The organism is Ensifer sp. Root558, from assembly GCF_001427045.1.
GTDB classification, from domain to species: domain Bacteria; phylum Pseudomonadota; class Alphaproteobacteria; order Rhizobiales; family Rhizobiaceae; genus Ensifer; species Ensifer adhaerens.
In genome coordinates, this window is sequence record NZ_LMGC01000023.1 from 43,293 (window position 1) to 69,617 (window position 26,325).

The window sequence follows — 26,325 nt, forward strand, 5'->3', positions numbered from 1 at the left end:
GGTCGGCGATGATTTGAGGTAGCGATAGACGTCCCGCACGCAGGCCCTCCCCCATGACCGTCGTCTTTGAAAGCATTCTTCCCGTCTTCCTCCTGGTTCTGCTTGGCGCCTGGCTCAAGCGTTCGACCTTGATCGATCAGGGTCTTTGGCTCGGGCTCGAGCAATTCGGCTACTTCATCCTTTTCCCGTCGCTGTTGTTTTCGACGCTCGCCCAGGCCGATTTTGCCGGATTGAAGGCCGATGCGACGGCGATCGCAACGATCGGAAGCGTCAGTTTGATGTCGGTCGTCGTGCTGCTGTTGTGGCCGATGCTGCGGAACCGCCAGGTATCAGGTGCGTCCTTCACCTCGGTCTTCCAGACGGCGACACGCTGGAATGGGTTCATGGCGCTGGCGATCGCGCAGAAACTCTATGGCCCGATCGGCCTGACACTGACCGCCCTGGTGATGACGCTCGTGATCATCCCGATCAATCTCTACAATATCGGTGTTCTCGTCTGGTTCGGCGGTGGCAATCGCGACTTCCGCCGCTTCTTCGCCAAGATCGTCACCAATCCGCTGATCGTCGCCTCGGTGCTCGGTATTCTCGTCAACATGATCGGATTGAAGATCTACGGCCCAGTGATGGCCACGATCGATATGCTGGCAAGCGCCTCGCTCAGCCTCGGCCTGGTGATGGTCGGTGCGGGCCTGCGGGCATCCGATGCGCTCAAGCCCAGCAGGACGGCGTTGCTCGCGGTCTTCCTCAAGCTGATCGTGATGCCGGTCTTCATGGTGAGCGCGAGCTACCTGCTCGGCATTCGCGGCGATGCTCTGCTGGTCATCGCGCTCGGCGCGGCCGTGCCGACCGCGATGAACGGCTATCTACTGGCCAAGCAGATGGATGGCGACGCCGAACTCTATGCGGCGGTCGCGACCGTCCAGACGGTCGTTTCGTTCTTCACGATACCGCTGGTCCTCTACCTGACGGCTTACGCCGCAGGGGGCTGACGGCCTATCCCGCAGCGGCCTGACGGCTTACGCCGGACGTCCTGCGGCTCAGGCCGCAGGGGGATAGAGAAGGTCGAGGATGTAGGCGGAATCGAAGCGCGAATCGAGCATGCCGTAGGTCGAGCGCCACCCGGCAGCCAGGCGCGATTCGAGGAAGGCATCGGCAATGCGACCGGCACCGAGACGGTAGAGCTCGGCGGCAGCGGCGGCGAGCGCCAGTTGCTCGACCAGCATGCGGGCCGCACCCTCATCACGCTCGCACAGCGACATAGCCGCGCGCAGCACGTCGATCGTCTTGCGACCGGACGGGCCGAGATCACGGGCCAGCACGACGAAGAGCTGCTCGAACAGATCCTTGCCCTTGGCGAGAACCCGCAGCACATCCAGCGCCATGACGTTACCGGAGCCTTCCCAGATGGCATTCACAGGCGCTTCGCGGTAGTGGCGCGCCAGTGCCCGCTCTTCCACATAGCCGTTGCCGCCGAGGCACTCCATCGCCTCATAGATCAGAGCCGGCGCGATCTTGCAGGCCCAGTATTTCGCAACCGGCGTCATGATCCGCGCGTAGGCCGCGTCTTCCACGCTGCTGCGCGCCTTGTCGAAGGCTTCGGCCAGGCGGAACGAAAGTGCGCTTGCCGCGGCAACGTCGAGCGCCATGTCGGCGAGCACCCGCGTCATCATCGGCTGGCTGACGAGCGGCTTGCCGAAAACCTTGCGGCCGCGCGTATGATGTACGGCTTCGGCAAGCGAGGCGCGCATCATGCCGGCGGAAGCGAGCGCGCAGTCGAGCCGCGTCAGCGTCACCATGTCGAGGATCGTGCGGAGGCCGGCATCCGGCGCGCCGAGAATGAAACCGAACGTGTCTGAGAACTCGACCTCGGAAGACGCATTGGAGCGGTTGCCGAGCTTGTCCTTCAGCCGCTGGAACCGCAGGCCGTTGGCGCTGCCATCTTCCAGGAGCCTCGGCACCAGGAAGCAGGCAAGCCCTTCGCGGGTCTGCGCCAGCATGACGAAAGCGTCGCTCATCGGCGCCGACATGAACCACTTGTGGCCATTCAGCCGATAGATGCCCTCGCCCACCCGTTCGGCCGTCGAAGTGTTGGCGCGCACGTCGGTGCCGCCCTGCTTCTCGGTCATGCCCATGCCGACGGTGACGGCCGACTTCTGCATCCACGGACGGTTGGTGGAATCGTACTTTCGCGACAGGATCTTCGGCGCCCACTCCTTCTGCACCGCCGGCGACGCAGTGATCGCTGCCAGCGATGCACTGGTCATCGTCAGCGGGCAGAGATGACCGCATTCGAGCTGCGCCGTCAGATAGAAGCGGATCGCCCGCGTCTTGTGCGACTGGCTGCGCTCGTCCGGCAGATTTTCCCAGGCGGACGCGTGCAGGCCCGAGGACATCGAGCGGCGCATCAGCGCATGCCAGGCCGGGTGGAACTCGACGACATCGAGACGCTCGCCGCGCGGCCCGTGGGTCTTCAGCTTCGGCGGACCTTCGTTCGCCATGCGCGCCAGTTCCTGGGCCTCCGGCGAGGTGACGTAGCGGCCGAGCACGTCGAACTCATCGCGCAGCGTCTTGCTCATGCCCGATGTGATGTCGACCACCAGCGGATCGGAGCGATAGGCGTTGACACCGGACCAGGGCTTGGGCTGGTTGAGCTCGGCGAGTTTCTGTTCAGTCCGGTTCATCTGATTCATGGGCCGGTTCTAGCGCAAGTTTCTCGACCACGGAACGGGGCGAAGAAAAGATAGGATCGCCGTTGCAAGTTTTCTGCGGACTGAACCGCGCAAGCCTTGCCGTGCCGGGGACCAGGTCTTATAGAGCGACCACATTTCCAGAGCGCAAGGGCGGCCCATGATCACTTTCCCGCATCGCCACCTGCTCGGCATCAAGGGGCTCACGGAGCAGGATATCACCTATCTGCTCGATCGCGCCGATGAAGCCGTCCAAATCTCCCGTCAAAGAGAAAAGAAGACGTCGACGCTTCGGGGTCTGACGCAGATCAACCTCTTCTTCGAGGCCTCGACCCGCACGCAATCTTCCTTCGAACTTGCCGGCAAACGCCTTGGCGCCGACGTGATGAACATGTCGGTCGGCAATTCCTCGGTGAAGAAGGGCGAAACGTTGATCGACACGGCAATGACGCTGAACGCCATGCACCCGGACGTGCTGGTCGTGCGCCACTCCTCGGCCGGAGCCGCAGCCCTTCTCGCACAAAAGGTCTCCTGCTCCGTCGTCAACGCGGGCGACGGCCAGCACGAGCACCCAACGCAGGCGCTGCTCGACGCGCTGACGATCCGCCGCGCCAAGGGCAAGCTCTCGCGCATCATCGTGGCGATCTGCGGCGACGTGCTTCACTCGCGCGTTGCGCGCTCCAACATCCTGCTCCTGAACCAGATGGGCGCACGGGTTCGGGTCGTCGCACCGGCGACGCTGCTTCCCTCCGGGATCGCCGACATGGGCGTCGAAGTCTACCACTCGATGGCCGAGGGCCTGAAGGATGCCGATGTCGTCATGATGCTGCGCCTGCAGCGCGAGCGCATGGCCGGGTCCTTCGTGCCGTCTGTACGCGAATACTTCCACTACTACGGGCTCGATGCGGAAAAGCTGAAGGCAGCCAAGGCGGATGCGCTTGTCATGCATCCCGGGCCGATGAACCGCGGCGTCGAGATCGCCTCGGAAATCGCCGACGGGCCGCAGAGCGTGATCGAACAGCAGGTCGAGATGGGCGTTGCCGTGCGCATGGCGGTTATGGAAACGCTGCTTCTCTCGCAGAACCAGGGGCCGCGCACATGACCAGACCACTCGTTCTGAAGAACCTTCGCATCGTCGATCCCTCGCGCAATCTCGATGAAGTCGGCACTGTTATCGTCGGCGACGACGGCCTTATCCTTGCTGCCGGTGCCGATGCCCAGAACCAGGGCGCGCCGGATGGCGCCTTCGTCAAGGACTGCGCCGGCCTCACCGCCGTTCCGGGCCTCGTCGATGCCCGCGTCTTCGTCGGCGAACCGGGAAGCGAACACCGCGAGACCTTCGAGTCCGCATCGCGGGCCGCCGCTGCCGGCGGCGTCACCACCTTCATCGCCATGCCGGAGACCGACCCTGTCATCGACGACATCGCGCTCGTCGAGTATGTGAAGAAGACGGCGCGCGACAAGGCGCTCGTCAACGTACACCCGGCCGCAGCGCTGACCAAGGGTCTTGCCGGCGAAGAGATGACCGAGTTCGGCCTGCTTCGCGAAGCGGGTGCTGTCTGCTTCACCAATGGTCGTCGCTCGATTCACGACACGCTGGTCCTGCGCCGCGCCATGACCTATGCGCGCGAATTCGGCGCCGTCATCTCTCTTGAGACCCGCGACAAGTATCTCGGTGCCAACGGCGTCATGCACGAGGGCCTGCTTGCAAGCTGGCTCGGCCTTTCCGGGATCCCGCGCGAAGCGGAGATCATTCCGCTCGAGCGCGACCTGCGCATCGCCGGACTGACGCGTGCCGCCTATCACGCCGCCCAGATCTCGGTTCCCGAATCGGCCGCCGCGATCCGTACCGCACGCGAGCGTGGCGCCAACGTCACCTGCGGCGTGTCGATCAATAATCTCGCGCTCAATGAGAACGACATCGGCGAATACCGGACATTCTTCAAGCTTTCGCCGCCGCTGCGCAGCGAGGACGACCGGATCGGCATGGCCGAGGCACTGGCCGACGGCACGATCGATATCATCGTCTCCTCGCACGACCCGCAGGACGTCGACACCAAGCGGCTGCCCTTTGCCGATGCTGCCGATGGGGCGATCGGCCTGGAAACGCTGGCCGCGGCCGCGCTTCGCCTGCATCACAGCGGCCAGGTTCCGCTGATGCGCCTGATCGATGCGATGTCGACGCGGCCGGCGGCGATCTTCGGTCTCGACGCCGGTACGCTGAAACCCGGCGCCAAGGCCGATATCACCGTCCTCGATCTCGACGAGCCTTGGGTGCTTTACGAAGAGGCGATCGTTTCTCGCTCCAAGAATACGCCGTTTGAAAATGCGCGCTTTACCGGGCGGGTCGTGCAAACCTATGTTGCCGGCAAGCTGGTGCATTCGGCCTAAGCCGAAAGCGGTCGCGCGGGAGGGGAACCGGTGGATCTATTGTCCTGGCAGCTTGGGCTGCCCTTTACGCTCTTAAGCCTTGCCTTCGGCTATCTGCTTGGCTCGATCCCGTTCGGACTGATCCTGACGCGCATGGCCGGGCTCGGCGACGTACGCAAGATCGGCTCGGGCAATATCGGCGCGACCAATGTGCTGCGAACCGGCAACAAGAAGCTTGCTGCCGCAACGCTGTTGCTCGATGCCCTGAAAGGCTCCGCCGCAGCGTTCATCGCATCCTACTGGGGCGTCGAGGCGGGAATCGCCGCGGGCTTTGCCGCCTTCATTGGCCATCTCTACCCGGTCTGGCTTGGCTTCAAGGGCGGCAAGGGTGTCGCCACCTATATCGGCGTCCTGCTCGGCCTTGCTCCCCTCATGGTGCTTGCCTTCGCGGTCATCTGGCTCGGCATGGCGAAAATCAGCCGCTACTCCTCATTGTCCGCCCTGGTTGCAACGGCTATCATTCCGGTTCTACTTTACGCGGCAGGCAACGAGAAGGTCGCCCTCCTCTTTACCGCCATGACGGTCATCACCTGGGTGAAGCACCGCGCCAACATTCGGCGGCTGCTCGCCGGCACGGAAAGCAAGATCGGAGACAAGGGATAATGTCTGACGCCAGCGCAGGACGAAACGGAGTGGCGCTGACCGAACGACAGAAGATATCCTGGCTCCGGCTCATTCGCAGCGACAATGTCGGCCCCATCGCCTTCCGCGACCTGATCAACCATTTCGGCACCGCTGACAACGCGCTCGACGCCTTGCCTGAACTGTCGCGGCGCGGTGGAACCAGGCAGACCTATCGTGTGGCTTCCGTAAGCGAGGTCGAACGGGAACTCGAAGCTGCCCGACGCCACGGCGCCGTTTTCGTCGGCATCGGCGAAGCGGCTTATCCCTCGGCGCTGCGGCAGATCGACGGTGCTCCCCCTCTGCTCGCGATGAAAGGCGATCTCAGCGCGGCTGGCCGCCCGTCGCTCGGCATTGTCGGCTCGCGCAATGCGTCGGTCAGCGGCGCAAAGTTTGCGGCGATGATTGCGCTCGACGCCGGCCGCGCCGGTTATGTCGTGACCTCGGGCCTCGCGCGTGGCATCGATACGGCCGCCCATCGTGCCAGTCTCGAGACCGGCACGATCGCCGCCCTTGCCGGCGGTCTCGACCGCCCCTATCCGCCCGAGAACGTCGGCCTGCTCGAAGAAATCACGGCCGGTCGGGGCCTCGCGATCAGCGAAATGCCTTTCGGCTGGGAGCCACGGGCGCGCGACTTTCCGCGCCGCAACCGGCTGATCGCCGGCATCAGCCTCGGCGTTGCGATCGTCGAGGCCGCGCACCGCTCCGGCTCGCTCATCACCGCGCGCTACGCCGCCGATTTCGGCCGGCTCGTTTTTGCGGTTCCCGGCTCGCCGCTCGATCCGCGCTGCCATGGCACCAACGATCTCCTGAAACAGGGCGCGATCGTCACGACCGGCCCGGATGACGTGATCGAGGCGCTGGCGCCACTCAGCCAGCTGGAGCTGCCGCTGCCGGGCGTGCGGGAACCGGATGGTCAGGCGCGGGCTGGTGTTCCGGTGAGCGCGAGCGACAGAGACCGCGTCGCGGTTAGCACCGCGCTCGGCCCGACGCCGGTCGAGATCGACGATATCGTCCGCCACGCCGGGCTTTCGCCGGCTCAGGTCTATCTGCTTCTGCTGGAACTTGATCTGGCCGGTCGGCTTGATCGCCATGCTGGCGGCCTCGTGTCGCTCGCGACGCCCGAATGATGACAAGCCACAGCCACAGGCGGGCACGCCAGCGGGACCAATCACGCGTTTCAGATCGCAGATTCAGCGTGTTTCCGCATGGTTCGCCCACTGGCCTCTCTTCGTTATTTTGGGCGAACCCCCTTGACCCCGTTCGAATCCCTGTCCATTTCGGGGCGTCGATATCAGGCGAAGTACGGCGCAAACGGCGCTGACGCCGAACCAGGACCGGTTGTCTCAGAAAATGACGATGAATGTTGTAGTGGTGGAATCGCCTTCCAAGGCAAAGACGATCAACAAGTACCTGGGCCCCGGCTACAAGGTACTGGCTTCGTTTGGTCACGTGCGCGACCTGCCGGCGAAGGACGGTTCGGTCCGTCCGGACGAAGACTTCGAGATGTCCTGGGAAGTCGACAGTGCCTCGGCGAAACGCATGAAGGACATCGCCGACGCGGTCAAATCCGCTGACGGCCTCATTCTCGCAACCGACCCGGATCGCGAAGGTGAAGCGATTTCCTGGCACGTACTTGACCTTCTGAAGAAGAAGAAGGTGCTCGGCGACAAGCCGGTCAAGCGCGTGGCCTTCAACGCCATCACGAAAAAGGCCGTTCTCGAAGCGATCGCTCATCCGCGCGACATCGACACCTCGCTGGTCGACGCTTACCTGGCGCGCCGCGCACTCGACTATCTCGTCGGTTTCAACCTCTCGCCGGTGCTCTGGCGCAAGCTGCCGGGCGCCCGCTCGGCTGGCCGCGTGCAGTCGGTGACGCTGCGCCTCGTCTGCGATCGTGAAAACGAGATCGAGCGCTTCATCTCCGAGGAGTACTGGAACATCTCGGCGCTCTTGAAGACGCCGCGCGGCGACGAGTTCGAGGCGCGTCTCGTTTCGGCCGATGGCAAGCGTCTTGCGCCGAAGGCTGTCGGCAACGGCGAAGAAGCAAATCGTCTCAAGACCCTGCTCGATGGCGCCGCCTATGTGGTCGATAGCATCGAAGCAAAGCCGGTCAAGCGCAACCCGTCGCCGCCCTTCACCACCTCGACACTGCAGCAGGCCGCCTCCTCCAAGCTCGGCTTCTCCGCTTCGCGCACCATGCAGGTCGCGCAGAAGCTCTATGAAGGCGTCGACATCGGCGGCGAGACGGTCGGTTTGATCACCTATATGCGTACCGACGGCGTGCAGATGGCGCCGGAAGCGATCGAAGCCTCGCGCCTTGCGATCGCCAGCCAGTTCGGCGACCGCTATCTACCGGAAAAGCCGCGCTTCTATTCGACCAAGGCGAAGAATGCCCAGGAAGCGCACGAGGCCATCCGCCCGACCGATTTCAACCGGACGCCGGACCAGGTTCGCCGTTTCCTCGATGGCGACATGCTCAGGCTATACGACCTCGTCTGGAAGCGCGGCATCGCCAGCCAGATGGCATCGGCCGAGATCGAGCGTACGACCGCGGAAATCACTGCGGACAATGGCGGCCAGAAGGCCGGTCTGCGCGCCACCGGCTCGGTTATCCGCTTCGACGGCTTCATCGCTGCCTATACGGATGCCAAGGAAGACGGCGAACAGACTGATGACGGCGACGAGGATGGCCGCCTGCCGGAGATCAATGCGCGCGAAAACCTCGCCAAGCAGAAGATCAATGCCTCGCAGCATTTCACTGAGCCGCCGCCGCGCTATTCCGAAGCAAGCCTGATCAAGAAGATGGAAGAGCTCGGCATCGGCCGTCCCTCCACCTATGCCGCCACCGTCACGACCCTGCTCGATCGCGACTACATCACCAACGACAAGCGCAAGCTCATCCCCCAGGCCAAGGGACGGCTGGTGACGGCGTTCCTGGAAAGCTTCTTCACACGCTATGTCGGTTACGACTTCACCGCGTCGCTCGAAGAAAAGCTCGACCAGGTCTCCGCCGGCGAGGTCAACTGGAAAGACGTGCTTCGCGACTTCTGGAAGGATTTCTTCGCCCAGATCGAGGAAACCAAGGAACTGCGCGTCACGAACGTGCTCGACGCGCTGAACGAGGAACTGGCGCCGCTGGTCTTCCCCAAGCGCGAGGACGGCGGCGATCCGCGCATCTGCCAGGTCTGCGGCACCGGCAAGCTGTCGCTGAAGCTCGGCAAGTACGGCGCCTTCGTCGGTTGCTCGAACTATCCGGAGTGCAACTTCACCCGCCAGCTTTCCTCCGACAGCAACGGCGAGGAGGCGGCGGTCTCGAACGAACCGCAGGCGCTCGGCAAGGATCCGCATACCGGCGAGGAAATCACGCTCAGGAGCGGCCGCTTCGGCCCCTATGTCCAGCGTGGCGACGGCAAGGAAGCCAAGCGCTCGAGCCTGCCGAAGGGCTGGACGCCGTCGACGATCGACCATGAGAAGGCGGTAGCGCTGCTGTCGCTGCCGCGCGATATCGGTGCCCATCCGGAATCCGGCAAGATGATCTCAACCGGGCTTGGCCGCTACGGACCGTTCGTGCTGCACGACGGCACTTATGCCAACCTCGAATCGATCGAGGACGTCTTCTCGATCGGCCTCAATCGCGCCGTCTCGGTTCTCGCCGACAAACAGTCGAAGGCCGGTGCCGGCCGGGGCCGCACCGCTGCCGCGTCGCTCAAGGAACTCGGTGACCATCCCGACGGTGGCCCGATCACCGTTCGTGACGGTCGCTACGGCCCCTACGTCAACTGGGGCAAGGTCAACGCCACCCTGCCGAAGGGCAAGGATCCGCAGTCGGTGACGGTCGAGGAGGCACTTGTGCTGATCTCGGAGCGTGCTGCCAAGGGCGGAACGGCCAAGGGGAAGGCAACCAAGGCCAAGACGACCAAGGTAGCGGCGAAGTCCGAGGACGGCGCCAAGGCGACCAAGGCTAAGGCCAAGGCGCCCGCCAAGAGCAAAACAAAGACGGCCGCCAAGGCCAAGAAGGACTGATCTTGACCAGAATACCGCGCGACCCGACCGAACAGTCCGGCAAGAGAAGCCAGGGCAAGAAGCCTGCTCGCGCGGCAAAGGCCGGATCGGCCCAGCCAAGCGAGCCGATCATCCACGGCGCGGTCCCGCCGCGTGACGTGCTGATGCGCTTCATCGCTGAAAACCCGGACCGCGCCTCCAAGCGCGAAATCGCCAAGGCTTTCGGCCTGAAGGGCGAGACCCGTGTCGAACTCAAGGCCCTGCTGAAGTCGCTGGAAGTCGACGGCCTGGTCGAAAAGAAGCGCAAGTCGCTGGTGCGTCCGGGCTCCCTGCCCCCGGTGACCGTGCTCGACATCACCATCCGCGATGTCGATGGCGAGCTGATCGGCCGCCCGGCCGAATGGCTCGACGACGACGGCGTCGCGCCGGCGGTGCTGATCAAGCAATCCGTCGTCGCCAAGGGTAAGGGCAAGGCTCCGGTCGGCGGTCTCGGCGACCGCGTTCTCGCCAAGATCTTCCCGGCCAAGGAACGGGGCGGCCCGGCCTATACGGCGCGCATCATCAAGGTGCTGGACAAGCGCAAGGATGCCGTGCTCGGCGTCTTCCGCTCGACGCCCGGCGGCGGTGGCCGCCTGATGCCGATCGAAAAGCGCGGCGAGGAAATACTTGTTGATCCGGAGTTCACCGGCAACGCTGAGGACGGCGATCTGGTCGAGGTGCAGCTGTCGCGTCTCGGCCGCTACGGTCTGCCGCGCGCGCAGGTGCAGACCGTCATCGGTTCGGTCGCCTCGGAGAAGGCGATCTCGATGATCGCCATCCATGCCCACGGCATTCCCCACGTTTTCCCGGAACGGGTGATCGAGGAGGCGAACGCCGCGGGCCCCGCCACCATGGCGCACCGCGAGGACTGGCGCACGCTGCCGCTGATCACCATCGATCCGGCCGACGCCAAGGACCATGACGACGCCGTTTATGCGGAGCCGGATCCGTCCGAGGACAATCCCGGCGGCGTCATCGTCACGGTGGCGATTGCCGACGTCTCCTACTACGTGCGTCCGAAGTCCGCTCTGGACCTTGAAGCGCTGAAGCGCGGCAACTCGGTCTACTTTCCCGATCGGGTCGTGCCGATGCTGCCCGAGCGCATCTCCAACGACCTCTGCTCGCTCAAGGAAGGCGTCGATCGCCCGGCGCTTGCCGTGCGCATGCGCTTCTCCAAGGAAGGCCGGAAGGCCGGCCATACCTTCCATCGCATCATGATGAAGAGTGCGGCAAAGCTCTCCTACCAGCAGGCGCAGGCAGCGATCGACGGCAATCCGGACGACAAGACCGGGCCGATCCTCGAGACGATCCTGAAGCCACTCTGGGAAGGCTATCGCATCCTCACGCGCGGCCGCGACCGGCGCCAGCCGCTCGAGCTCAACATGCCCGAGCGCAAAATCATCCTGAAACCCGACGGTACGGTCGACCGTGTCTTCGTTCCCGAACGCCTCGACGCGCACAAGCTGATCGAGGAAATGATGATCCAGGCGAACGTTGCCGCCGCCGAGACGCTGGAGCAGAAGCGCCAGGTGCTGATCTACCGCGTCCACGACCAGCCCTCGCTTGCCAAGCAGGAAAGCCTGCGTGAATTCCTGGCGACGCTCGACATCTCGCTCGTCAAGGGCGGGAACATGCGCTCGAACCACTTCAACGGCATCCTCGCCAAGGCCGAAGGCAAGCCCTTCGAAACCATGGTCAACGAGATGGTGCTGCGCTCGCAGAGCCAGGCGATCTACAGCCCCGAGAACATCGGGCACTTCGGCCTCAACCTCTTGAAGTACGCGCATTTCACCTCTCCGATCCGGCGCTATGCCGACCTGATCGTGCACCGGGCGCTGGTTGCCTCGCTCGGCCTTGGCGAAGGCGGGCTGACACCGCAGGAAGAGGCCGTACTCGACGACATCGCCGCCGAGATCTCGACTTTCGAGCGCCGTGCCATGGCGGCCGAGCGCGACACGGTGGACCGACTGATCGCGCATCATCTCAACGGTCGCGTCGGGGAGGAATTCGACGGCCGCGTTTCCGGTGTCACCAAGGCGGGACTCTTTGTCACCCTGCCGGCCTATGGCGCCGACGGCTTCGTTCCGATATCAACACTTGGACGCGACTACTTCATCTACGATGAGGCGCATCAGGCGCTTTCCGGCGAGAAGACCGGGCTCGGCTATCGCCTGGGCGATCCGGTACGCGTCAAGCTCGTCGAGGCCGTGCCGCTTGCCGGTGCGCTCCGCTTCGAGATGATCAGCGAAGGACGCAAGATGCCGACGGCAACGCGCTCCTTCCACAAGTCCGGTCGCAGGGATCGCACCGGCGCCCGGAAGAAGCCGGGGACACGGCCGCCGCGCGGCCGGCGATAGGGTCCCGATAGGACAGAGGAATGCACATGAAAGCGGCGTCAGGCGAAACACTTCATCTGGGCGGGTCCAAAAGCGACGAGCGCTCCGTTGGTCTTTCGATGAAACGCGGCTTTCTCGGCCGCTGTCCAGCGTGCGGCAGCGGCAAGCTGTTTCGCAGCTACCTCAAGTCGGTTGAGACGTGCGCGGCCTGCGGCGAGCGCATGGACCACCACCGCGCCGACGACTTCCCGCCCTATATCGTCGTCACGATCGTCGGCCACCTCGTGCTTGCCGGCTACATGGCGACCGACCTCATCCTTCCGCTCAACAGCTGGCAGCATCTCGCCATCTGGGCACCGATCACCGTCATCAGTTCGCTGGCGCTGCTGCAGCCTGTAAAAGGCGCCGTCATCGGCCTGCAATGGGCGCTGAAGATGCATGGCTTCGGCGGACACGAAGATGCGCCTGAGGACGTGTTGCCCCCGAGAGACGAACGGGCATGAGGCCGGCGCGGGAGACGGGCAACGAACCCAAGCCTCCGCGTCCCGCGACCATGCGGCCCCGGGATGCCGCTTCGATCATGCTGCTCGATCGCGTTGGCGGCCGCGTGCGTGTGCTTATGGGGCGGCGCCACAGTGCGCACGCCTTCATGCCGGATCTCTATGTGTTCCCCGGCGGACGCCGCGATACCGGCGATCATCGAATTGGCTTCGGCTCCGATCTCCATCCCTCCGTCCTGCGAACGCTGAAGGTGGCCGGCGCGCGCGGACTGTCGGATACCCGGGCGCGCGCGCTCGCGCTTGCCGCCCTGCGTGAACTTTACGAGGAAGCCGGCATCGCCATAGGCGCGCCGCTTCCTTCGGCCGAAGCTCCCGTTCCCTTTCTTCCCGATCTTGCAAAGTTGCGCTATATGGCTCGGGCCATCACCCCTCCAGGCAACACGAGGCGGTTCGATACGCGCTTCTTCGCCGTGTTCGCCGACGAGGCCGAAATCGATCCCACGCGGTTCCTGGACAGTCGGGAGCTTCAGGATTTGCAGTGGATCGATGTGAACGTTACTCCGTCGCTACGGATACCTGACATCACCGCGGTCATCCTCGCGGACCTCAGGAACGGACTGGACGCCGATCCTTCGCTGCCCTGCGAACGACCGGTTCCACTCTATACCTCGCGCCATGGGCGCTTCGTGCGCACATTGCTCTAAGGATCCGCGTCAGATGTCACAGCCATCGCCCGGTACGGCTGCACCGGTTGAGGAAATTCACTGGCGGTCGCTGATCGCGGCCGTTGCTGCCATCAGCGCGGTCGGCATCGCCATCGGCCTCGGCCTGCCGCTGCTATCCATCATCATGGAGAAGCGCGGAATTTCCTCGACCCTCATCGGCTTGAATTCCGCCATGGCGGGCCTGGCATCGATGGTGGCTGCCCCCTTCACGACGAAGTTCGCCCACCGGCATGGCGTAGCGCCAACGATGCTATGGGCCGTGCTAATCGCGGCCACCAGCGCGCTCGGCTTCTATTACATCACCAATTTCTGGCTCTGGTTCCCGCTCCGAATCGTTTTCCACGGAGCGATCACCGTCCTCTTCATTCTTTCCGAGTTCTGGATCAACGCGACGGCCCCGCCGAGCAAGCGCGGTTTCGTGCTGGGGATCTACGGCACATTCCTGTCGCTTGGGTTCCTGACCGGCCCGCTGCTGTTTTCGATCCTCGGCAGCGAAGGCCTCCTGCCCTTCCTCGTCGGCGCCGGCGTCATCCTCCTGGCATCCGTGCCGATTTTCCTCGCACGCGACGAAAGCCCCGTCATCGACGAGAAGCCCGAGCGGCATTTCCTGCGCTACGTCTTCCTCGTGCCCACGGCAACGGCTGCCGTCTTCATATTCGGCGCGGTCGAATCAGGCGGTCTCTCGCTGTTCCTCATCTTCGGGACGCGGTCCGGTTTCAGCGAATCGCAGGCAGCGCTTCTGCTAACGGTCATGGGGGTCGGCAATTTCATCTTCCAGATCCCGGTCGGCATGCTCTCCGACAGGGTCAAAGACCGGCGCACACTGCTCTCTGCGATGACGCTGATCGGTCTTATCGGCGCGCTGTTCCTGCCGCTGTTGGTCGAGAGCTGGTTCCTGATGGCAATTGTGCTGTTGTTCTGGGGCGGCTGTGTCTCCGGCCTCTACACGGTCGGCCTCAGCCACCTGGGCTCACGGCTTCAGGGCGCGGATCTCGCCGCCGCCAACGCGGCCTTCGTGTTTTCCTACGCCGTCGGTACCGTCGCTGGACCGCAGGCGATCGGCGCGGCAATGGACGCCACCGGCAACAACGGTTTTGCCTGGGCGATCGCCGGCTTTTTCGGTCTCTATGTCGCGCTTTCGGTGGTCAGGATCGTTTTGAAACCAAAACGGTCTTGACTTTTCGGCCGCGATTTGTAGTTTCGCGCCAACCTTGCCCGTGGCCCGCAACCGGTTGTCCACGGCTTTCATTGTTACAAAGGCAGGACGACCATGGCAAAAGCCACCACCATCAAGATCAAGCTGCTTTCGACAGCCGACACGGGTTTCTTCTACGTCACGACCAAGAACAGCCGTACGATGACGGAAAAGATGACGAAGACCAAGTACGACCCGGTCGTCAAGAAGCACGTCGAATTCAAGGAAACCAAGATCAAGTAAGATCGCCGGTTTTCGGGAATTGAAGGGCGCCGACCGCAAGGTCAGGCGCCCTTTCCTTTTTAGGCCAATGCCTTGAGCATCTAGCGTAGGCGCTGAGTGAAACGGGTTCCACGCCAGGGGGAGGAAACGGCTCGCCCGCCCCTGCTATTCCCCCAGAATCAAAACGCCGCCCCGAAGGCGGGACGGCGTGTCGGAAAGGGGGTCGGCTGGCCTCTGACTGCGGCACGAGGATTCCGCGGACGCCAAAAGCCAACCGACCGACCCCACGACCCAGGAGATGCGGCGGACCTGAGCATCATGGGGTAACGAATATCGCAGAAGGCTGGATGCCCCCTCTTTCATGAGCATCACCTGAAAATAAAAAAAAATCAACGAATTCTTAATGCGCGGAGCGGTGCCGCTCGGCGCATGGTTAATTCTGTATCAGACCTGGACAGGCACACTGCATGATCTCTGCTGCCACCCAAACTCCCCGGTAGCAACAGGTGACGCGAGAATACAACTTTGAATGCAGGCCGCAAGAGGCGGGCAAAGAAATTCCCTGGGGTGCTTTGAGGCCAGAAACGCAGGAGGCGCAGCTCAGGCGGCGGCTGCCACCACCCGATTTCGGCCTTCGTGCTTGGCCTGATAGAGCGCCATATCGGCGCGCTTCAGCAGCGCTTCGGCCGTGTCGCTGCCGGGCCTGAGCGTGGCAATCCCCATGGACGCGGTGACCTTCAGGGGGCCGTCCGCCTGCGGGATCGCAAATGGCAGGCTTTCGATGATCGTGCGCAGACGCTCGGCGACACCGGCCGCCATTTCGGCTGACGTATCCGGCATCACCACGATGAACTCTTCACCGCCGAACCGGCAGGCAAGGTCGGCACCCCGCACCGTCGTGCGGATGCGATTGGCGAATTCCCGCAAGACTTCGTCGCCAACGTCATGGCCGTAGGTGTCGTTAACCTGCTTGAAGCGGTCGATATCGGTCATGCAGATGGACAGCGGCCGACCGCGCGCAGCAGCCCGATCCATCAGCAGTTTCAGGTGCGTGTCGAAATAGCGCCGGTTATGCAGCCCGGTGAGGCCGTCGGTGACGGCAAGCTCGATGGTTTGCTGCACGCTCGACCGCAGCCTGTCATTGCAGTGCTTGCGCCGGATCTGGGTCATCGACCGGGCAATCAGTTCATTCGGATCGACCGGCCGCATCAGATAGTCCGTCACGCCCAGATCGAGCGCGCGGACGACCAACTCGTCGCTGCCCTGCTCGGCGATCAGCAGGATAGGGATGAACCGGGTGCGCTCCAGGGAGCGCAACTGCGAGCAGAGGCGCAGCGGATCGTAGTCGTCGAAATTCGCATTGACGATGACGAGGTCGAAATTGTTCTCCGCCGCCTCGAACAATGCCGCCTGCGGATCGGAGATGACCGAGACCTCGGCAATCGGCTTGAGGGCGCGCTGCAGCCGCTCCTGCGACGAGCCGCGGCCATCGACGAGCAGGACGTTGCCGGGCTCGTCAGGCCGGTCCGCCCGGCCAACATCTTCAAGCCCGATCGTCTGCGCCGTCTGGGCCCGCAGGCGCAGCTCATCGCTGACGTTCTTCAGGCGCACCAAGCTCTTCACCCGCGACATCAGCTGCAGATCGTTGACGGGCTTCGTCAGGAAATCGTCGGCGCCGGCCTTCAGGCCACGCACGCGATCAGAAGGCTGGTCGAGCGCGGTGACCATGACAACCGGGATATGTGCCGTCTTCGGGTTCGCCTTCAGCCGTTCGCAGACTTCGAAACCATCGAGACCGGGCATCATGATATCGAGCAGCACCAGGTCGATGGGCGTCTTTTCGCAGAGCGCCAGGGCGGCATAACCGTCACTGGCCGTCAGCACGTCGAAGTACTCGGCAAGCAACCGGGCTTCGAGCAGCTTCACATTGGCCGGAACGTCATCGACAACAAGAATACGCGCAGTCATATCAATTTTCCCGCCGCTCAGGCATCGCCCAGGTAGGTTTTGATCGTCTCAATGAACTTCGGTACGGAGATCGGCTTGGAGACATAGGCTTCGCACCCGCCCTGGCGGATCCGCTCCTCGTCCCCCTTCATAGCAAAAGCGGTCACGGCGATGACCGGGATGACGTGTAGCTCGTCGTCTTCCTTCAGCCACTTCGTCACTTCCAGACCGGAAACCTCCGGCAGCTGGATGTCCATGAGAATGAGATCGGGCCGATGCTTGCGCGCGAGCTCGAGCGCCTCCATGCCGTTGCGAGTCTGGATCGTCGCATAGCCGGAGGCCTCAATCAGGTCGCGGAAGAGCTTCATGTTCAGCTCGTTGTCCTCAACAATCATCACCTGTTTGGGCATGTCGATCCCTTGCTGTCCATCGTCACCTTGCAAGTCTCCTCAGGACAATTAACGTGCGGAGCCGACGACTCGACCCATTTCCTCAACGTCAGAGATAGGCCTATTTGGTTGAAAAATAGGTAACTCCGCACGTAAAAACCATACGGGGACAAACCATTGAAGAGCGCCGACGAAATCGCCATCGACATTCTCTCCTGGCTTGCCGGCGAGCCTGAGCTTCTGTCCCGCTTTCTGGCGCTGACCGGCACGGACCCAACGGCGTTGCGCAACGCGATTGCCGAACCCGGCTTCATGGGCGGGCTCGTCGCCTTTCTGATGGACCATGAGCCGACCCTGATGGCATTCTGCACGGCGACCGGTACGGCGCCTGAAGACGTCGTGCGCGCCCATATGGCACTTTCCGGCCACGCAGGCTTCGAGGATTGAGGGTGGCAAACGCGCCGACAGCTCACCGCATCACGCTTGGAAACCGCCCGCTGATCGTCAGCGACATCGACGATGTCGTGCTTGAATTCATCAATCCGTTCAAAGCGTTCCTTGGGAGCTGCGGCCATGTCCTCCTGCCCCGATCGTTTCGCCTGACCGGCAACATCATCACCCACGCGGACGAGCAGCCGGTGACGGAGCCAGAGGTCAAGATCCTGCTCGACACCTTCTACGGCTCGCAGGATCGTTGGCAAACGCCCGCCGCCAAGGTCGTCGAGACCCTGGCCGCATTGTCGGAGGAAGCCGATATCGTCTTTCTGACTGCGATGCCGCCGCAGCACGCTGCGGTTCGTCGCGCTCTTCTTGACCGGCTCGGCCTGCCCTATCCGCTGCTTGCGTCCGAAGAGCCGAAGGGGCCGATCGTCCAAAAACTTCACGGCAGCCGCACCGTCCCCCTCGTCTTCATCGACGACATGCTTCGCAACCTGCGATCGGTGAAGGATCACGCGCCGACCTGCCTGCCGATAAACCTCATGGCCGACTCGGAGTTCAAGGCGCTCGCGCCGAAGCTCGACGCCGACATCCGCGCCGTCGCAGACTGGCCGGAGGCAGCCGCAGCCATTCGCGCGCACTTCCGCGGCTAGCCCGGATCGGCTGCCCGTCGGCGCAAATTCAGCCGCGCCGGCGCTGCGAAAGACGCGCCCGGTGATCCTTTTCAACGGCGACAATTGCATTGTGATTTCCAATCGCGCCTCCTTGAGACTCGCTAGAGTAGAGCTTAAGGTCGCAATGTTCAATATTTGTTCCCGATATGCCCGACAGCGCTGCTCACTCTCCAGGCTTCTGCCGCGACTGCCTCAAGGAACAGGCGGCGTCGGTGCGGCGCTGCCTTGCCTGCGGCAGCCCGCGCATTCTGCGGCATGCGGAGCTCTATGACCTGACGCTGGCGCACATCGACTGCGACGCCTTCTATGCCTCGATCGAGAAGCGCGACAACCCGGAGCTTGCCGACAAGCCGGTGATCATCGGCGGCGGCAAGCGCGGTGTGGTCTCCACCGCCTGCTACGTCGCCCGCATTCACGGCGTGCGCTCGGCCATGCCGATGTTCAAGGCGCTGGAAGCCTGCCCCCAGGCCATTGTCATCAAGCCCAATATGGAGAAATACGCCCGCGTCAGCCGCGAGGTGCGCACGCTGATGCAGGAACTGACCCCGCTGGTGCAGCCGCTGTCGATCGACGAAGCCTTCCTCGAACTCAGCGGCACGGAGCGACTGCATCACGATCCACCGGCACGCACGCTTGCGCGGCTCGCCCGCCGGATCGAGCAGGAAGTCGGCATCACCGTCTCGGTCGGCCTCTCCTATTGCAAGTTTCTCGCCAAGGTGGCGTCCGACCTGCAAAAGCCGCGCGGCTTTTCCGTCATCGGCCAAGCCGAGGCGCTGGAGTTCCTGCGCGAGAAGCCGGTGACCCTGATCTGGGGCGTCGGCAAGGCCTTTGCCGCCACGCTGGAGCGTGACGGCGTGCGCACGATCGGGCAATTGCAGACCATGGAAGAAGGCGACCTGATGCGGCGCTATGGCACCATGGGGCAGCGGCTCTTTCGCCTATCGCGCGGGCTCGACGAGAGAGCGGTCGAAATCGACGGCGAAGCCAAGAGCGTTTCCGCAGAGACGACGTTCAACGACGATATCGCGCGCTATGACGACCTGGTCACGCATCTGCGGCGCCTCAGCGAGCAAGTGGCCCACCGGCTGCGAAAGTCGGAACTCGCCGGCCAGACGGTCGTTCTCAAGCTCAAAACCGCCGACTTCAAGATCCGCACCCGCAATCGGCGCCTGGATAGCCCTACCCGCCTTGCCGACCGCATTTTCCGCATCGGCCTGCAGCTTCTCGAAAAAGAGGCGGACGGAACGAAGTATCGGCTGATCGGCATCGGCGTCAGCGATCTCTCCGCCCCGGATCTCGCCGATCCGCCCGATCTCGTCGATCCCGCGGCCACCAGGCGCGCTGCGGCCGAGGACGCGATCAACAAGCTGCGCGACAAATTCGGCAAGGCGAGCGTCGAAACCGGCTACACTTTCGGCACCAGAAAACGCGATCCATGAGACCACAAGCGTGCTTGCCCGAGCAGGCACGCTTCGCAAAGCGATCACGCAACCTTGATCGACAGCCCACACAGCAGGATGAATTCCTTAAAGATTGAAGGCTAGGCTTGTTCGCCAAGTCACGTGTTGGGTTGAGTGTATGGTATCGCGTTTCGCTCTCACCGCCAGCGTCGTCGCACTGCTTTTGTCGCCGGCTACCGGCTTTGCAGGCAGTCGCGGGCCGCTGCAGATCATCGTCTCGAAAGATCAGCAATCGCTCGTCGTCTATGACGGCGACGCTGTCATTGCGACATCACCGGTCTCGACCGGCAAGGCGGGCCACACGACGCCATCGGGCATCTTTTCTATCCTGGAAAAGCGGCGTCATCACAAATCGAACATCTATTCGAACGCTCCGATGCCGTTCATGCAGCGGCTCACCTGGTCGGGCATTGCTCTGCATGGCTCCAACCATGTGCCGGACTATCCGGCGTCCCATGGCTGCGTGCGGTTGCCGAGCGAATTTGCTGCCTCGCTCTACAAGTTGACCGAGCGCGGCGTGCACGTGCTGATCTCCGACCGGCAGATAACGCCCTTGGAGGTCAAGAGCGCCCTACTCTTCCGCCCGGCCCCGATCGATCTCCAGCCGCCGCTTTCCGACGTGCCGCTCAGACCGGCGATCAGCCAGGCCGGCGATGCGCCGGTGGAAGTGGCGATGCGGGAGCCGCCCGGCGGCGCCAATTCGGCGCGATCCACCGAGGAGCCGATCCGTATCCTGATCACCCGCAGCGATACCCGCGACACCATGCGCGAGGTTCAGACGTCCCTGGATTTCCTCGGCTACGCGCCGGGCGCGATCGACGGCCATGCCGGGCCGGCGACGATTGCGGCCCTGCGTGCCTTCCAGGCAAGCGAAGGCATCGACGGCGACGGCAAGCTGACACCGGACCTGACCGACCGGCTCCTGCGCAAGGCCGGACGTACGCCACCGCAAAACGGCAAGATCCTCGTGCGGCAAGGGTTCAAGCCGCTCTTTGAAGCCGGGCTTACGATCGACAAGCCGGAAGAGGCGCTCGGAACGCATTTCCTCCAGTTCCGGCACAATGAAGAAGAAGGTGCCGAAGGCAAATGGTTCGGCGTCTCGCTCGAGGACCACCTGCCCGCCTCGACGAAGAAGCGGCTCGGCATCTCCACGGAGGCCGATCCCTTCGCCTATAACGGCATCCAGCGCACGCTGGCGCGCATGACGATCTCCGACGTTGTGCGCAGGCGCGTGGAAGCGTTGCTCGCCGAGGGCTCGTCGCTCTCGATTGCCGATGTGGAAAGCGGGTTGGAGACCGGTCAGGGCACCGACTTCATCACCATTACTCGGACACGTCCCGGCGACTGATCTGCGAGACCGGCAGACAAGCACCCGGCGAGCGTCCCGCCGCGGGTCGATAGGTTCCAAGCCGGCTCAATCGCCGCTCCACTGCAATTCAGCGGAGCCCCGCCTCGGATTACACCAGTTCGACGTCGATGACGCCCGGCGCCGAGCGCAATGCTGCAGCGATCTCCGGCGAAATCCGGAACTTCTCGTTCAGTTCAACCTCGATCTCGCGCTGGCCATTGTCCTTGATGACGACGAAGGAGACGAGCCCGTCGCCCTTCGTGTTGAGGTGCGAGGCGATCGACTTCAGCGGCCCGGAATCGCGCACATAGACGCGCAGCGCCTTCTGCAGTTGCAGCGATTCTTCTTCGAGCGACCGCAGCGTCTGGATGCGCAGGCCGATGCCTTCCGGCCGCTCTTCCGCCGCCACGGTCATGACCAGCGACTTGCCGGGCTCGAGCAGGTCTCGATACTGGTGCAGCATCTCGGAGAACAGTACCGCCTCGAACTGGCCGGAGGAATCCGAGAAGGCGATGATTCCCATCTTGTTGCCGGTGCGCGTCTTGCGCTCCTGCTTCGAGGTTACTGTTCCGGCGAGCCTTCCGGCCGTCGCCCCCTTCTTCACAGCGCCTGCGAAATCGCCGAAGGTCTGCACGCGCATCTTGGCGAGCAGCGCATTGTAGGTGTCGAGCGGATGGGCAGACAGATAGAAGCCCAGAACCTGGAACTCACGGTGCAGCTTTTCCGAGGCAAGCCACGGCGTGTAGGTCGGAAGCGCAATGCGCTCCGGCCCGGTGGCCGCCCCTGCGCCGAACATGTCGCTCTGCCCGCTCGTCTTGTTTTCCTGAGCCCGCTGGGCAAACCCGAGAATACGATCGAGCCCGCCGACCAGCTCCGCCCGGTCGTAGCCGAAGCAATCGAAGGCGCCGGCGGCAATCAGGCTTTCAAAAACGCGACGGTTGAGCAGCTTGGGGTCGATCCGGAGGCAGAAGTCTTCGAGGCTTGCGAAGGCCTTGTCGCCTCGAACCTCGACGATGTGCTCGACCGCTGACTCGCCCACGCCCTTGATCGCTGCAAGCGAGTAATAGATGCGGCTTTCGCCCGTCTGGAAGTGCCGGAACGAGGTCTGTACCGACGGGGCGATCACCTCGATGCCCAGACGCTTGGCATCCTGGCGGAAGTCGTTGACCTTTTCGGTGTTGGACATGTCGAGCGTCATCGACGCCGCCAGGAACTCCACCGGATAATGCGCCTTCATGTAGGCGGTCTGATAGGACACGATCGCGTAGGCTGCCGCGTGCGACTTGTTGAAGCCGTAGTTGGCGAACTTGGCGAGCAGGTCGAAAATGAGGTCGGCCTGCGGCTTCGACACCTCGTTCTTGACGGCGCCGTCGACGAAACGGGCGCGCTGCTTGTCCATCTCCTCCTTGATCTTCTTACCCATGGCGCGGCGCAGAAGGTCGGCCTCGCCGAGCGAATAGCCAGAGAGCACCTGGGCGATCTGCATCACCTGCTCCTGGTAAACGATAACGCCCTGCGTTTCCTTGAGCAGGTGGTCGATCTTCGGATGGATCGACTCGACCTCTTCCTCGCCATGCTTACGGGCGTTATAGACCGGGATGTTCTCCATCGGGCCTGGGCGATAGAGCGCCACGAGTGCGATGATGTCCTCGATGCAGTCGGGCCGCATGCCGATCAGCGCCTTGCGCATGCCGGCACTTTCCACCTGGAACACGCCGACCGTTTCGCCGCGCGACAGCATCTCGTAGGTCTTCAGATCATCGAGCGGGATGCTCGCGAGATCGACCTCGATGCCGCGCTGCTTGACGAAATCGACCGCGACCTTCAACACCGTCAGCGTCTTCAGGCCGAGGAAGTCGAACTTGACGAGACCGGCCTGCTCGACCCACTTCATGTTGAACTGGGTGACCGGCATGTCGGAGCGCGGATCGCGATACATCGGCACCAGCTGCGACAACGGCCGGTCGCCGATCACGATACCGGCGGCGTGGGTCGAGGCGTGGCGGTAAAGGCCTTCGATCTTCTGGGCGATATCGAGAAGGCGGGCGACCACCGGCTCCTTCTCGGCCTCTTCCTGCAGGCGCGGCTCCTCCTCGATCGCCTTGGAAAGCGGCGTCGGGTTGGCGGGGTTGTTGGGCACCAGCTTGCAGATCTTGTCGACCTGACCATAGGGCATTTCGAGCACGCGACCGACGTCTCGCAAGGCGGCACGGGCCTGCAGCGAACCGAAGGTGATGATCTGCGCCACCTGTTCGCGACCGTACTTGCGCTGCACGTAGCGGATCACCTCTTCGCGCCGGTCCTGGCAGAAGTCGATGTCGAAGTCGGGCATCGAGACGCGCTCGGGATTGAGGAAGCGTTCGAACAGCAGCGAGAAGCGCATCGGATCGACGTCGGTGATCGTCAGCGCATAGGCGACGAGCGAGCCGGCGCCCGAGCCGCGACCCGGCCCGACGGGGATGTCGTGCTGCTTGGCCCATTTGATGAAGTCGGCAACGATCAGGAAGTAGCCGGGGAACTTCATGCGCTCGATGACGCTCAATTCGAAGGCCAGGCGCTCGCGGTATTCCTCTTGGGTGTAGCCGGGCGCCATACCCAGTCTCGCGAGACGGTCTTCGAGGCCCTCCTCCGCCTGGCGACGCAGTTCGTCCGACTCGGCGCGCTCGGCCTCCTCCGGATCCGCCGTCGCGCCGGTAAAGCGCGGCAGGATCGGCCCACGGGTCTTCAGCATGAAGGAGCAGCGCCGGGCGATCTCGATCGTGTTTTCCAGTGCCTCGGGCAGATCCGCAAACAGCGCCGCCATTTCTTTGCGGCTCTTCAGATAGTGGTCCGGTGTCAGGCGGAACCGGCTGTCGTCCGACACCATGGCGTTGTGCGCTACCGCCATCAGGGCGTCATGCGCCTCATAGTCGGAGGGCGACGGGAAGAAGGCTTCGTTGGTGGCGACAAGCGGAATGTCGAACTTGTAGGCAAGCTCGATCATCCGGCTCTCGTGCCGCCGGTCGTGGCCACCGTGGCGCTGCAGCTCGATATAGAGCCGATCGCCAAAGAGATCATGCAAGGCTTCGAGACGCGCTTCGGCGAGCGCCGTGGAGCCCGCCTTCATGGCGATATCCACCGGGCCACCGGACGCGCCGGTCAGCGCAATCAAGCCCTCGGTGCCGCATTCGCCAAGCCAGGAGCGCGTAATGCGCGTCGCCTGGCTGCCCTCGCCGCTGAGATAGGCACGGCTGACGAGATCGACGAGGCGCGTATAGCCGTCATCGGTGGCGGCGATGAGCACGATCGACGGCAGCTTGGCGAGCTGATGCCCATGGCCGCGCCGATCCCCCTCGGTCTCGTCCTCCATGTCGATCGACAGCTGGCAGCCGGTGATCGGCTGCAGCCCGTCACCGGCTGCCTTCTGCGAGAATTCGAGGGCTGCGAAGAGATTGTTGGTGTCGGCGATCCCGATCGCCGGCTGGTTATCGGCGACCGCCTTGCCGATGACCTTCTTCAGCGGCAGAGCGCCTTCGAGCAAGGAGAAGGCAGAGTGGACGCGCAGATGCACGAACTGCGGATCCGTGCCGAGCGCCTCACTCGATGCTGCCTTGCTGTCGTCTGCCATTGTCGCACCCTGATTCCTGTCCAGTCGGAAGGATATCCCGTTTATCGCCCGTCATGTCCAGATTCCCCTGGCATGTCGTCCCCCTTATTCAACGGGGATGAGACGCTTTGCGGAGGTGCTTGAGAGAAGATGTTGACGCCCGCCTTCAGAGGCCGAGCGCAATGAAAGAGATGCTTGCGATGAACAGGCTCATCGACGCGAAGGCGGCGAGGTCACGAACAAAATCAGTCATAACATGGCTCCTTTTCCGTTATGTTTTTACTTTGTTCCATTTTTGTTCACGCGTCAAGCAGTGCACAGGCATTCTGTTCACGATGGTTAACATCGCGCCCGAATGCAGGTTAACTGACGACGAAGCCGCTTGAGGAAAGCGCGGTGCCCGCATATCAAGAGGAACGACCACGCGGAGCGCTCCGACATGCTTGCACGCCTGATTCTCCCCTTGCTGATCCTGCTTCCGACCACCGTCTCCGCAGCAGAGACGATAGACCCCGCCCGCATCGTCTCGGCGGCGACCGGCGACTGGAACAAGGACGGGAGCCAGGATCTCGCGCTCATCGTACGACCCGCCCAAGGCAGCGACGAGGACAACGGCATCTATCTCTATCTCACCGGCGACAACGGCGCGCTGGCATTAAAGTCGGCCATTCCGAACAAGGTCTGGGGTCAGTTCGAACTCGTCGGCCAAGCGCCGTCGATCGAGGCGCTGCCGAGCGGCTCGTTGCTCATCACCAGTCAGAACGATGCCATCGGGCGCGACCGCTGGGAACAGAAGCTGACGGTCGCCTATCGCAACTTCGACTTCGTGGTGGCGGGCTACACCTACTCGTCCTACGATACGCTCGATCCGGACAACACCGCGCAATGCGACCTCAACGTGCTGACGGGCAAGGGCAAATCGAACGACACGCCAATCACCGCGAAAGGCGAGCTCATCCTTCTCAAGGACTGGAGCGACGATCGCGGGCAGAAGGCGTGCGGCCTGTAATAACCGGGTGATTGTTCTCTATTTGTTCTTTACAACTTCAGCGGATCACGACATCCTCCGGCGCGAACGTATGAGGAACAATCATGGCCGCGCTCGAAGCACTCAGAGAATTCATCGTTGAAGCCAAATCAAAAACCTATGTCGGCGGCGGCGGGCAGCGACCGTCGTCACGCCCGGGTTCCCACGACATCGGCTACGAGCGGGATAGCTGGCGCTACCTCGACAGCTATTTCGGCGGGACCGATTTCGCAGGCCAGGAGACCGTGTGGCAGAATGACGAGCCGCACTGGGCGATGAACTACTTCGGCCGGATCATCCGACCTGACCTCATAAACGGCGAAAAGGCAGGCGTCGTCATCAGGGCGGCGCTTCAGGCGATGTACCGCGACAAGCGGCATTTCCTCGGCGGCACGGAGTTCCGGCACGCCCATGGCTACTACATCGACAACAGCCGCGGCGACACCTCACATTTTTCCGGGCATGAGGTCATCTTCGTCGACGGCGAGGAAGCCTACGAGCTCGACTATCGCGGCGGTCTGATCAGGCGTTGAGGGCAAGGCCCGCAGCAAGTGACGCAAGAGCGCGCAGCGGTTCGCGAATCTGAAGGATCGCGGCGCGCTTTGGACGCCAAACGCCGCGGATGGCCGGCGAAGCTGGTAATCGCTGTGTCAGACGCACGCATTCATTCAAGAAACGACGTTGCAAGTCACAGCG

General features: G+C 63.2%; 21 protein-coding genes. 17 read left to right on the plus strand and 4 right to left on the minus strand.

What is annotated here, in order from left to right; genetic code table 11:
- Nucleotides 1-53: 53 nt before the first annotated feature.
- Nucleotides 54-989, plus strand: coding sequence for an AEC family transporter (locus ASD63_RS20070; RefSeq protein ID WP_034795385.1), 936 nt, complete (start codon nucleotides 54-56; stop codon nucleotides 987-989).
- 48 nt (nucleotides 990-1,037) lie between these two features.
- On the opposite strand, the gene ASD63_RS20075 is transcribed toward ASD63_RS20070, so the two are convergent.
- The gene (locus ASD63_RS20075) at nucleotides 1,038-2,690 is read right to left on the minus strand and encodes an acyl-CoA dehydrogenase family protein (RefSeq protein WP_034795383.1); all 1,653 of its coding nucleotides are present in this window, start codon (nucleotides 2,688-2,690) and stop codon (nucleotides 1,038-1,040) included.
- Between the two features lie 157 nt (nucleotides 2,691-2,847).
- Here ASD63_RS20075 and ASD63_RS20080 point away from each other — a divergent pair, with 157 nt between their 5' ends.
- The 10 genes from ASD63_RS20080 (at nucleotide 2,848) to rpmG (ending at nucleotide 14,781) form a co-directional block, all read left to right on the plus strand.
- Nucleotides 2,848-3,789, plus strand: a complete 942-nt coding sequence (locus tag ASD63_RS20080; RefSeq protein ID WP_034795379.1) for an aspartate carbamoyltransferase catalytic subunit — start codon at nucleotides 2,848-2,850, stop codon at nucleotides 3,787-3,789.
- A complete protein-coding gene (locus tag ASD63_RS20085; protein WP_034795376.1) occupies nucleotides 3,786-5,078 on the plus strand; it encodes a dihydroorotase in 1,293 nt (430 codons plus the stop codon). The genes ASD63_RS20080 and ASD63_RS20085 overlap by 4 nt, the downstream gene beginning before the upstream one ends.
- A 30-nt stretch (nucleotides 5,079-5,108) precedes the next feature.
- Nucleotides 5,109-5,720: a glycerol-3-phosphate 1-O-acyltransferase PlsY gene (plsY, locus tag ASD63_RS20090; RefSeq protein ID WP_034795374.1), complete on the plus strand. Its 612-nt coding sequence runs from the start codon at nucleotides 5,109-5,111 to the stop codon at nucleotides 5,718-5,720.
- Complete coding sequence (dprA, locus tag ASD63_RS20095) at nucleotides 5,720-6,868, plus strand: DNA-processing protein DprA (protein WP_034795371.1); 1,149 nt, start codon at nucleotides 5,720-5,722, stop codon at nucleotides 6,866-6,868. Before plsY ends, dprA begins: the two co-directional genes overlap by 1 nt.
- A gap of 229 nt (nucleotides 6,869-7,097) precedes the next feature.
- Nucleotides 7,098-9,764, plus strand: coding sequence for a type I DNA topoisomerase (gene topA / locus ASD63_RS20100; protein WP_034795369.1), 2,667 nt, complete (start codon nucleotides 7,098-7,100; stop codon nucleotides 9,762-9,764).
- A gap of 2 nt (nucleotides 9,765-9,766) precedes the next feature.
- A complete protein-coding gene (gene rnr, locus ASD63_RS20105; RefSeq protein ID WP_034795365.1) occupies nucleotides 9,767-12,139 on the plus strand; it encodes a ribonuclease R in 2,373 nt (790 codons plus the stop codon).
- A 26-nt stretch (nucleotides 12,140-12,165) separates the two neighbouring features.
- Nucleotides 12,166-12,621 carry a DUF983 domain-containing protein gene (locus ASD63_RS20110; protein WP_034795645.1) on the plus strand — a complete coding sequence of 152 codons (456 nt, stop codon included), beginning with the start codon at nucleotides 12,166-12,168 and terminating at the stop codon, nucleotides 12,619-12,621.
- Complete coding sequence (locus ASD63_RS20115) at nucleotides 12,618-13,322, plus strand: NUDIX hydrolase (protein ID WP_034795362.1); 705 nt, start codon at nucleotides 12,618-12,620, stop codon at nucleotides 13,320-13,322. The genes ASD63_RS20110 and ASD63_RS20115 overlap by 4 nt, the downstream gene beginning before the upstream one ends.
- Nucleotides 13,323-13,335: 13 nt before the next feature.
- The gene (locus ASD63_RS20120) at nucleotides 13,336-14,520 is read left to right on the plus strand and encodes an MFS transporter (RefSeq protein WP_034795359.1); all 1,185 of its coding nucleotides are present in this window, start codon (nucleotides 13,336-13,338) and stop codon (nucleotides 14,518-14,520) included.
- A 93-nt stretch (nucleotides 14,521-14,613) separates the two neighbouring features.
- Nucleotides 14,614-14,781 carry a 50S ribosomal protein L33 gene (gene rpmG, locus ASD63_RS20125; protein ID WP_034795357.1) on the plus strand — a complete coding sequence of 56 codons (168 nt, stop codon included), beginning with the start codon at nucleotides 14,614-14,616 and terminating at the stop codon, nucleotides 14,779-14,781.
- A 579-nt stretch (nucleotides 14,782-15,360) separates the two neighbouring features.
- On the opposite strand, the gene ASD63_RS20130 is transcribed toward rpmG, so the two are convergent.
- Both ASD63_RS20130 and ASD63_RS20135 read right to left on the minus strand, forming a co-directional pair.
- A complete protein-coding gene (locus tag ASD63_RS20130) occupies nucleotides 15,361-16,728 on the minus strand; it encodes a PleD family two-component system response regulator (protein WP_034795354.1) in 1,368 nt (455 codons plus the stop codon).
- A gap of 17 nt (nucleotides 16,729-16,745) precedes the next feature.
- Nucleotides 16,746-17,117, minus strand: coding sequence for a response regulator (locus ASD63_RS20135; protein WP_003537642.1), 372 nt, complete (start codon nucleotides 17,115-17,117; stop codon nucleotides 16,746-16,748).
- A 156-nt stretch (nucleotides 17,118-17,273) separates the two neighbouring features.
- Between ASD63_RS20135 and ASD63_RS20140 the strand changes: the two genes are divergently transcribed.
- The 4 genes from ASD63_RS20140 to ASD63_RS20155 all read left to right on the plus strand — a co-directional run bounded on the left by ASD63_RS20140 (nucleotide 17,274) and on the right by ASD63_RS20155 (nucleotide 21,016).
- Nucleotides 17,274-17,543 carry a DUF3572 domain-containing protein gene (locus ASD63_RS20140; protein WP_034795349.1) on the plus strand — a complete coding sequence of 90 codons (270 nt, stop codon included), beginning with the start codon at nucleotides 17,274-17,276 and terminating at the stop codon, nucleotides 17,541-17,543.
- 2 nt (nucleotides 17,544-17,545) lie between these two features.
- Nucleotides 17,546-18,187, plus strand: a complete 642-nt coding sequence (locus tag ASD63_RS20145) for a hypothetical protein (RefSeq protein ID WP_034795346.1) — start codon at nucleotides 17,546-17,548, stop codon at nucleotides 18,185-18,187.
- Nucleotides 18,188-18,354: 167 nt separating this feature from the next.
- Nucleotides 18,355-19,647, plus strand: a complete 1,293-nt coding sequence (locus ASD63_RS20150; protein WP_034795342.1) for a DNA polymerase IV — start codon at nucleotides 18,355-18,357, stop codon at nucleotides 19,645-19,647.
- A gap of 139 nt (nucleotides 19,648-19,786) precedes the next feature.
- A complete protein-coding gene (locus tag ASD63_RS20155) occupies nucleotides 19,787-21,016 on the plus strand; it encodes a L,D-transpeptidase family protein (protein WP_034795339.1) in 1,230 nt (409 codons plus the stop codon).
- Nucleotides 21,017-21,125: 109 nt separating this feature from the next.
- Here the strand turns inward: ASD63_RS20155 and dnaE are convergent, their stop codons facing one another.
- Nucleotides 21,126-24,623 (minus strand): DNA polymerase III subunit alpha, encoded by a 3,498-nt coding sequence (dnaE, locus tag ASD63_RS20160; RefSeq protein WP_034795337.1) that lies wholly within the window; start codon nucleotides 24,621-24,623, stop codon nucleotides 21,126-21,128.
- Between the two features lie 418 nt (nucleotides 24,624-25,041).
- Here dnaE and ASD63_RS20165 point away from each other — a divergent pair, with 418 nt between their 5' ends.
- Nucleotides 25,042-25,611, plus strand: a complete 570-nt coding sequence (locus tag ASD63_RS20165) for a hypothetical protein (protein WP_034795336.1) — start codon at nucleotides 25,042-25,044, stop codon at nucleotides 25,609-25,611.
- 83 nt (nucleotides 25,612-25,694) lie between these two features.
- Entirely contained in the window at nucleotides 25,695-26,162 is a 468-nt protein-coding gene (locus ASD63_RS20170) for a DUF5680 domain-containing protein (protein ID WP_034795326.1), read from the plus strand.
- The last annotated feature ends 163 nt before the right edge of the window (nucleotides 26,163-26,325 follow it).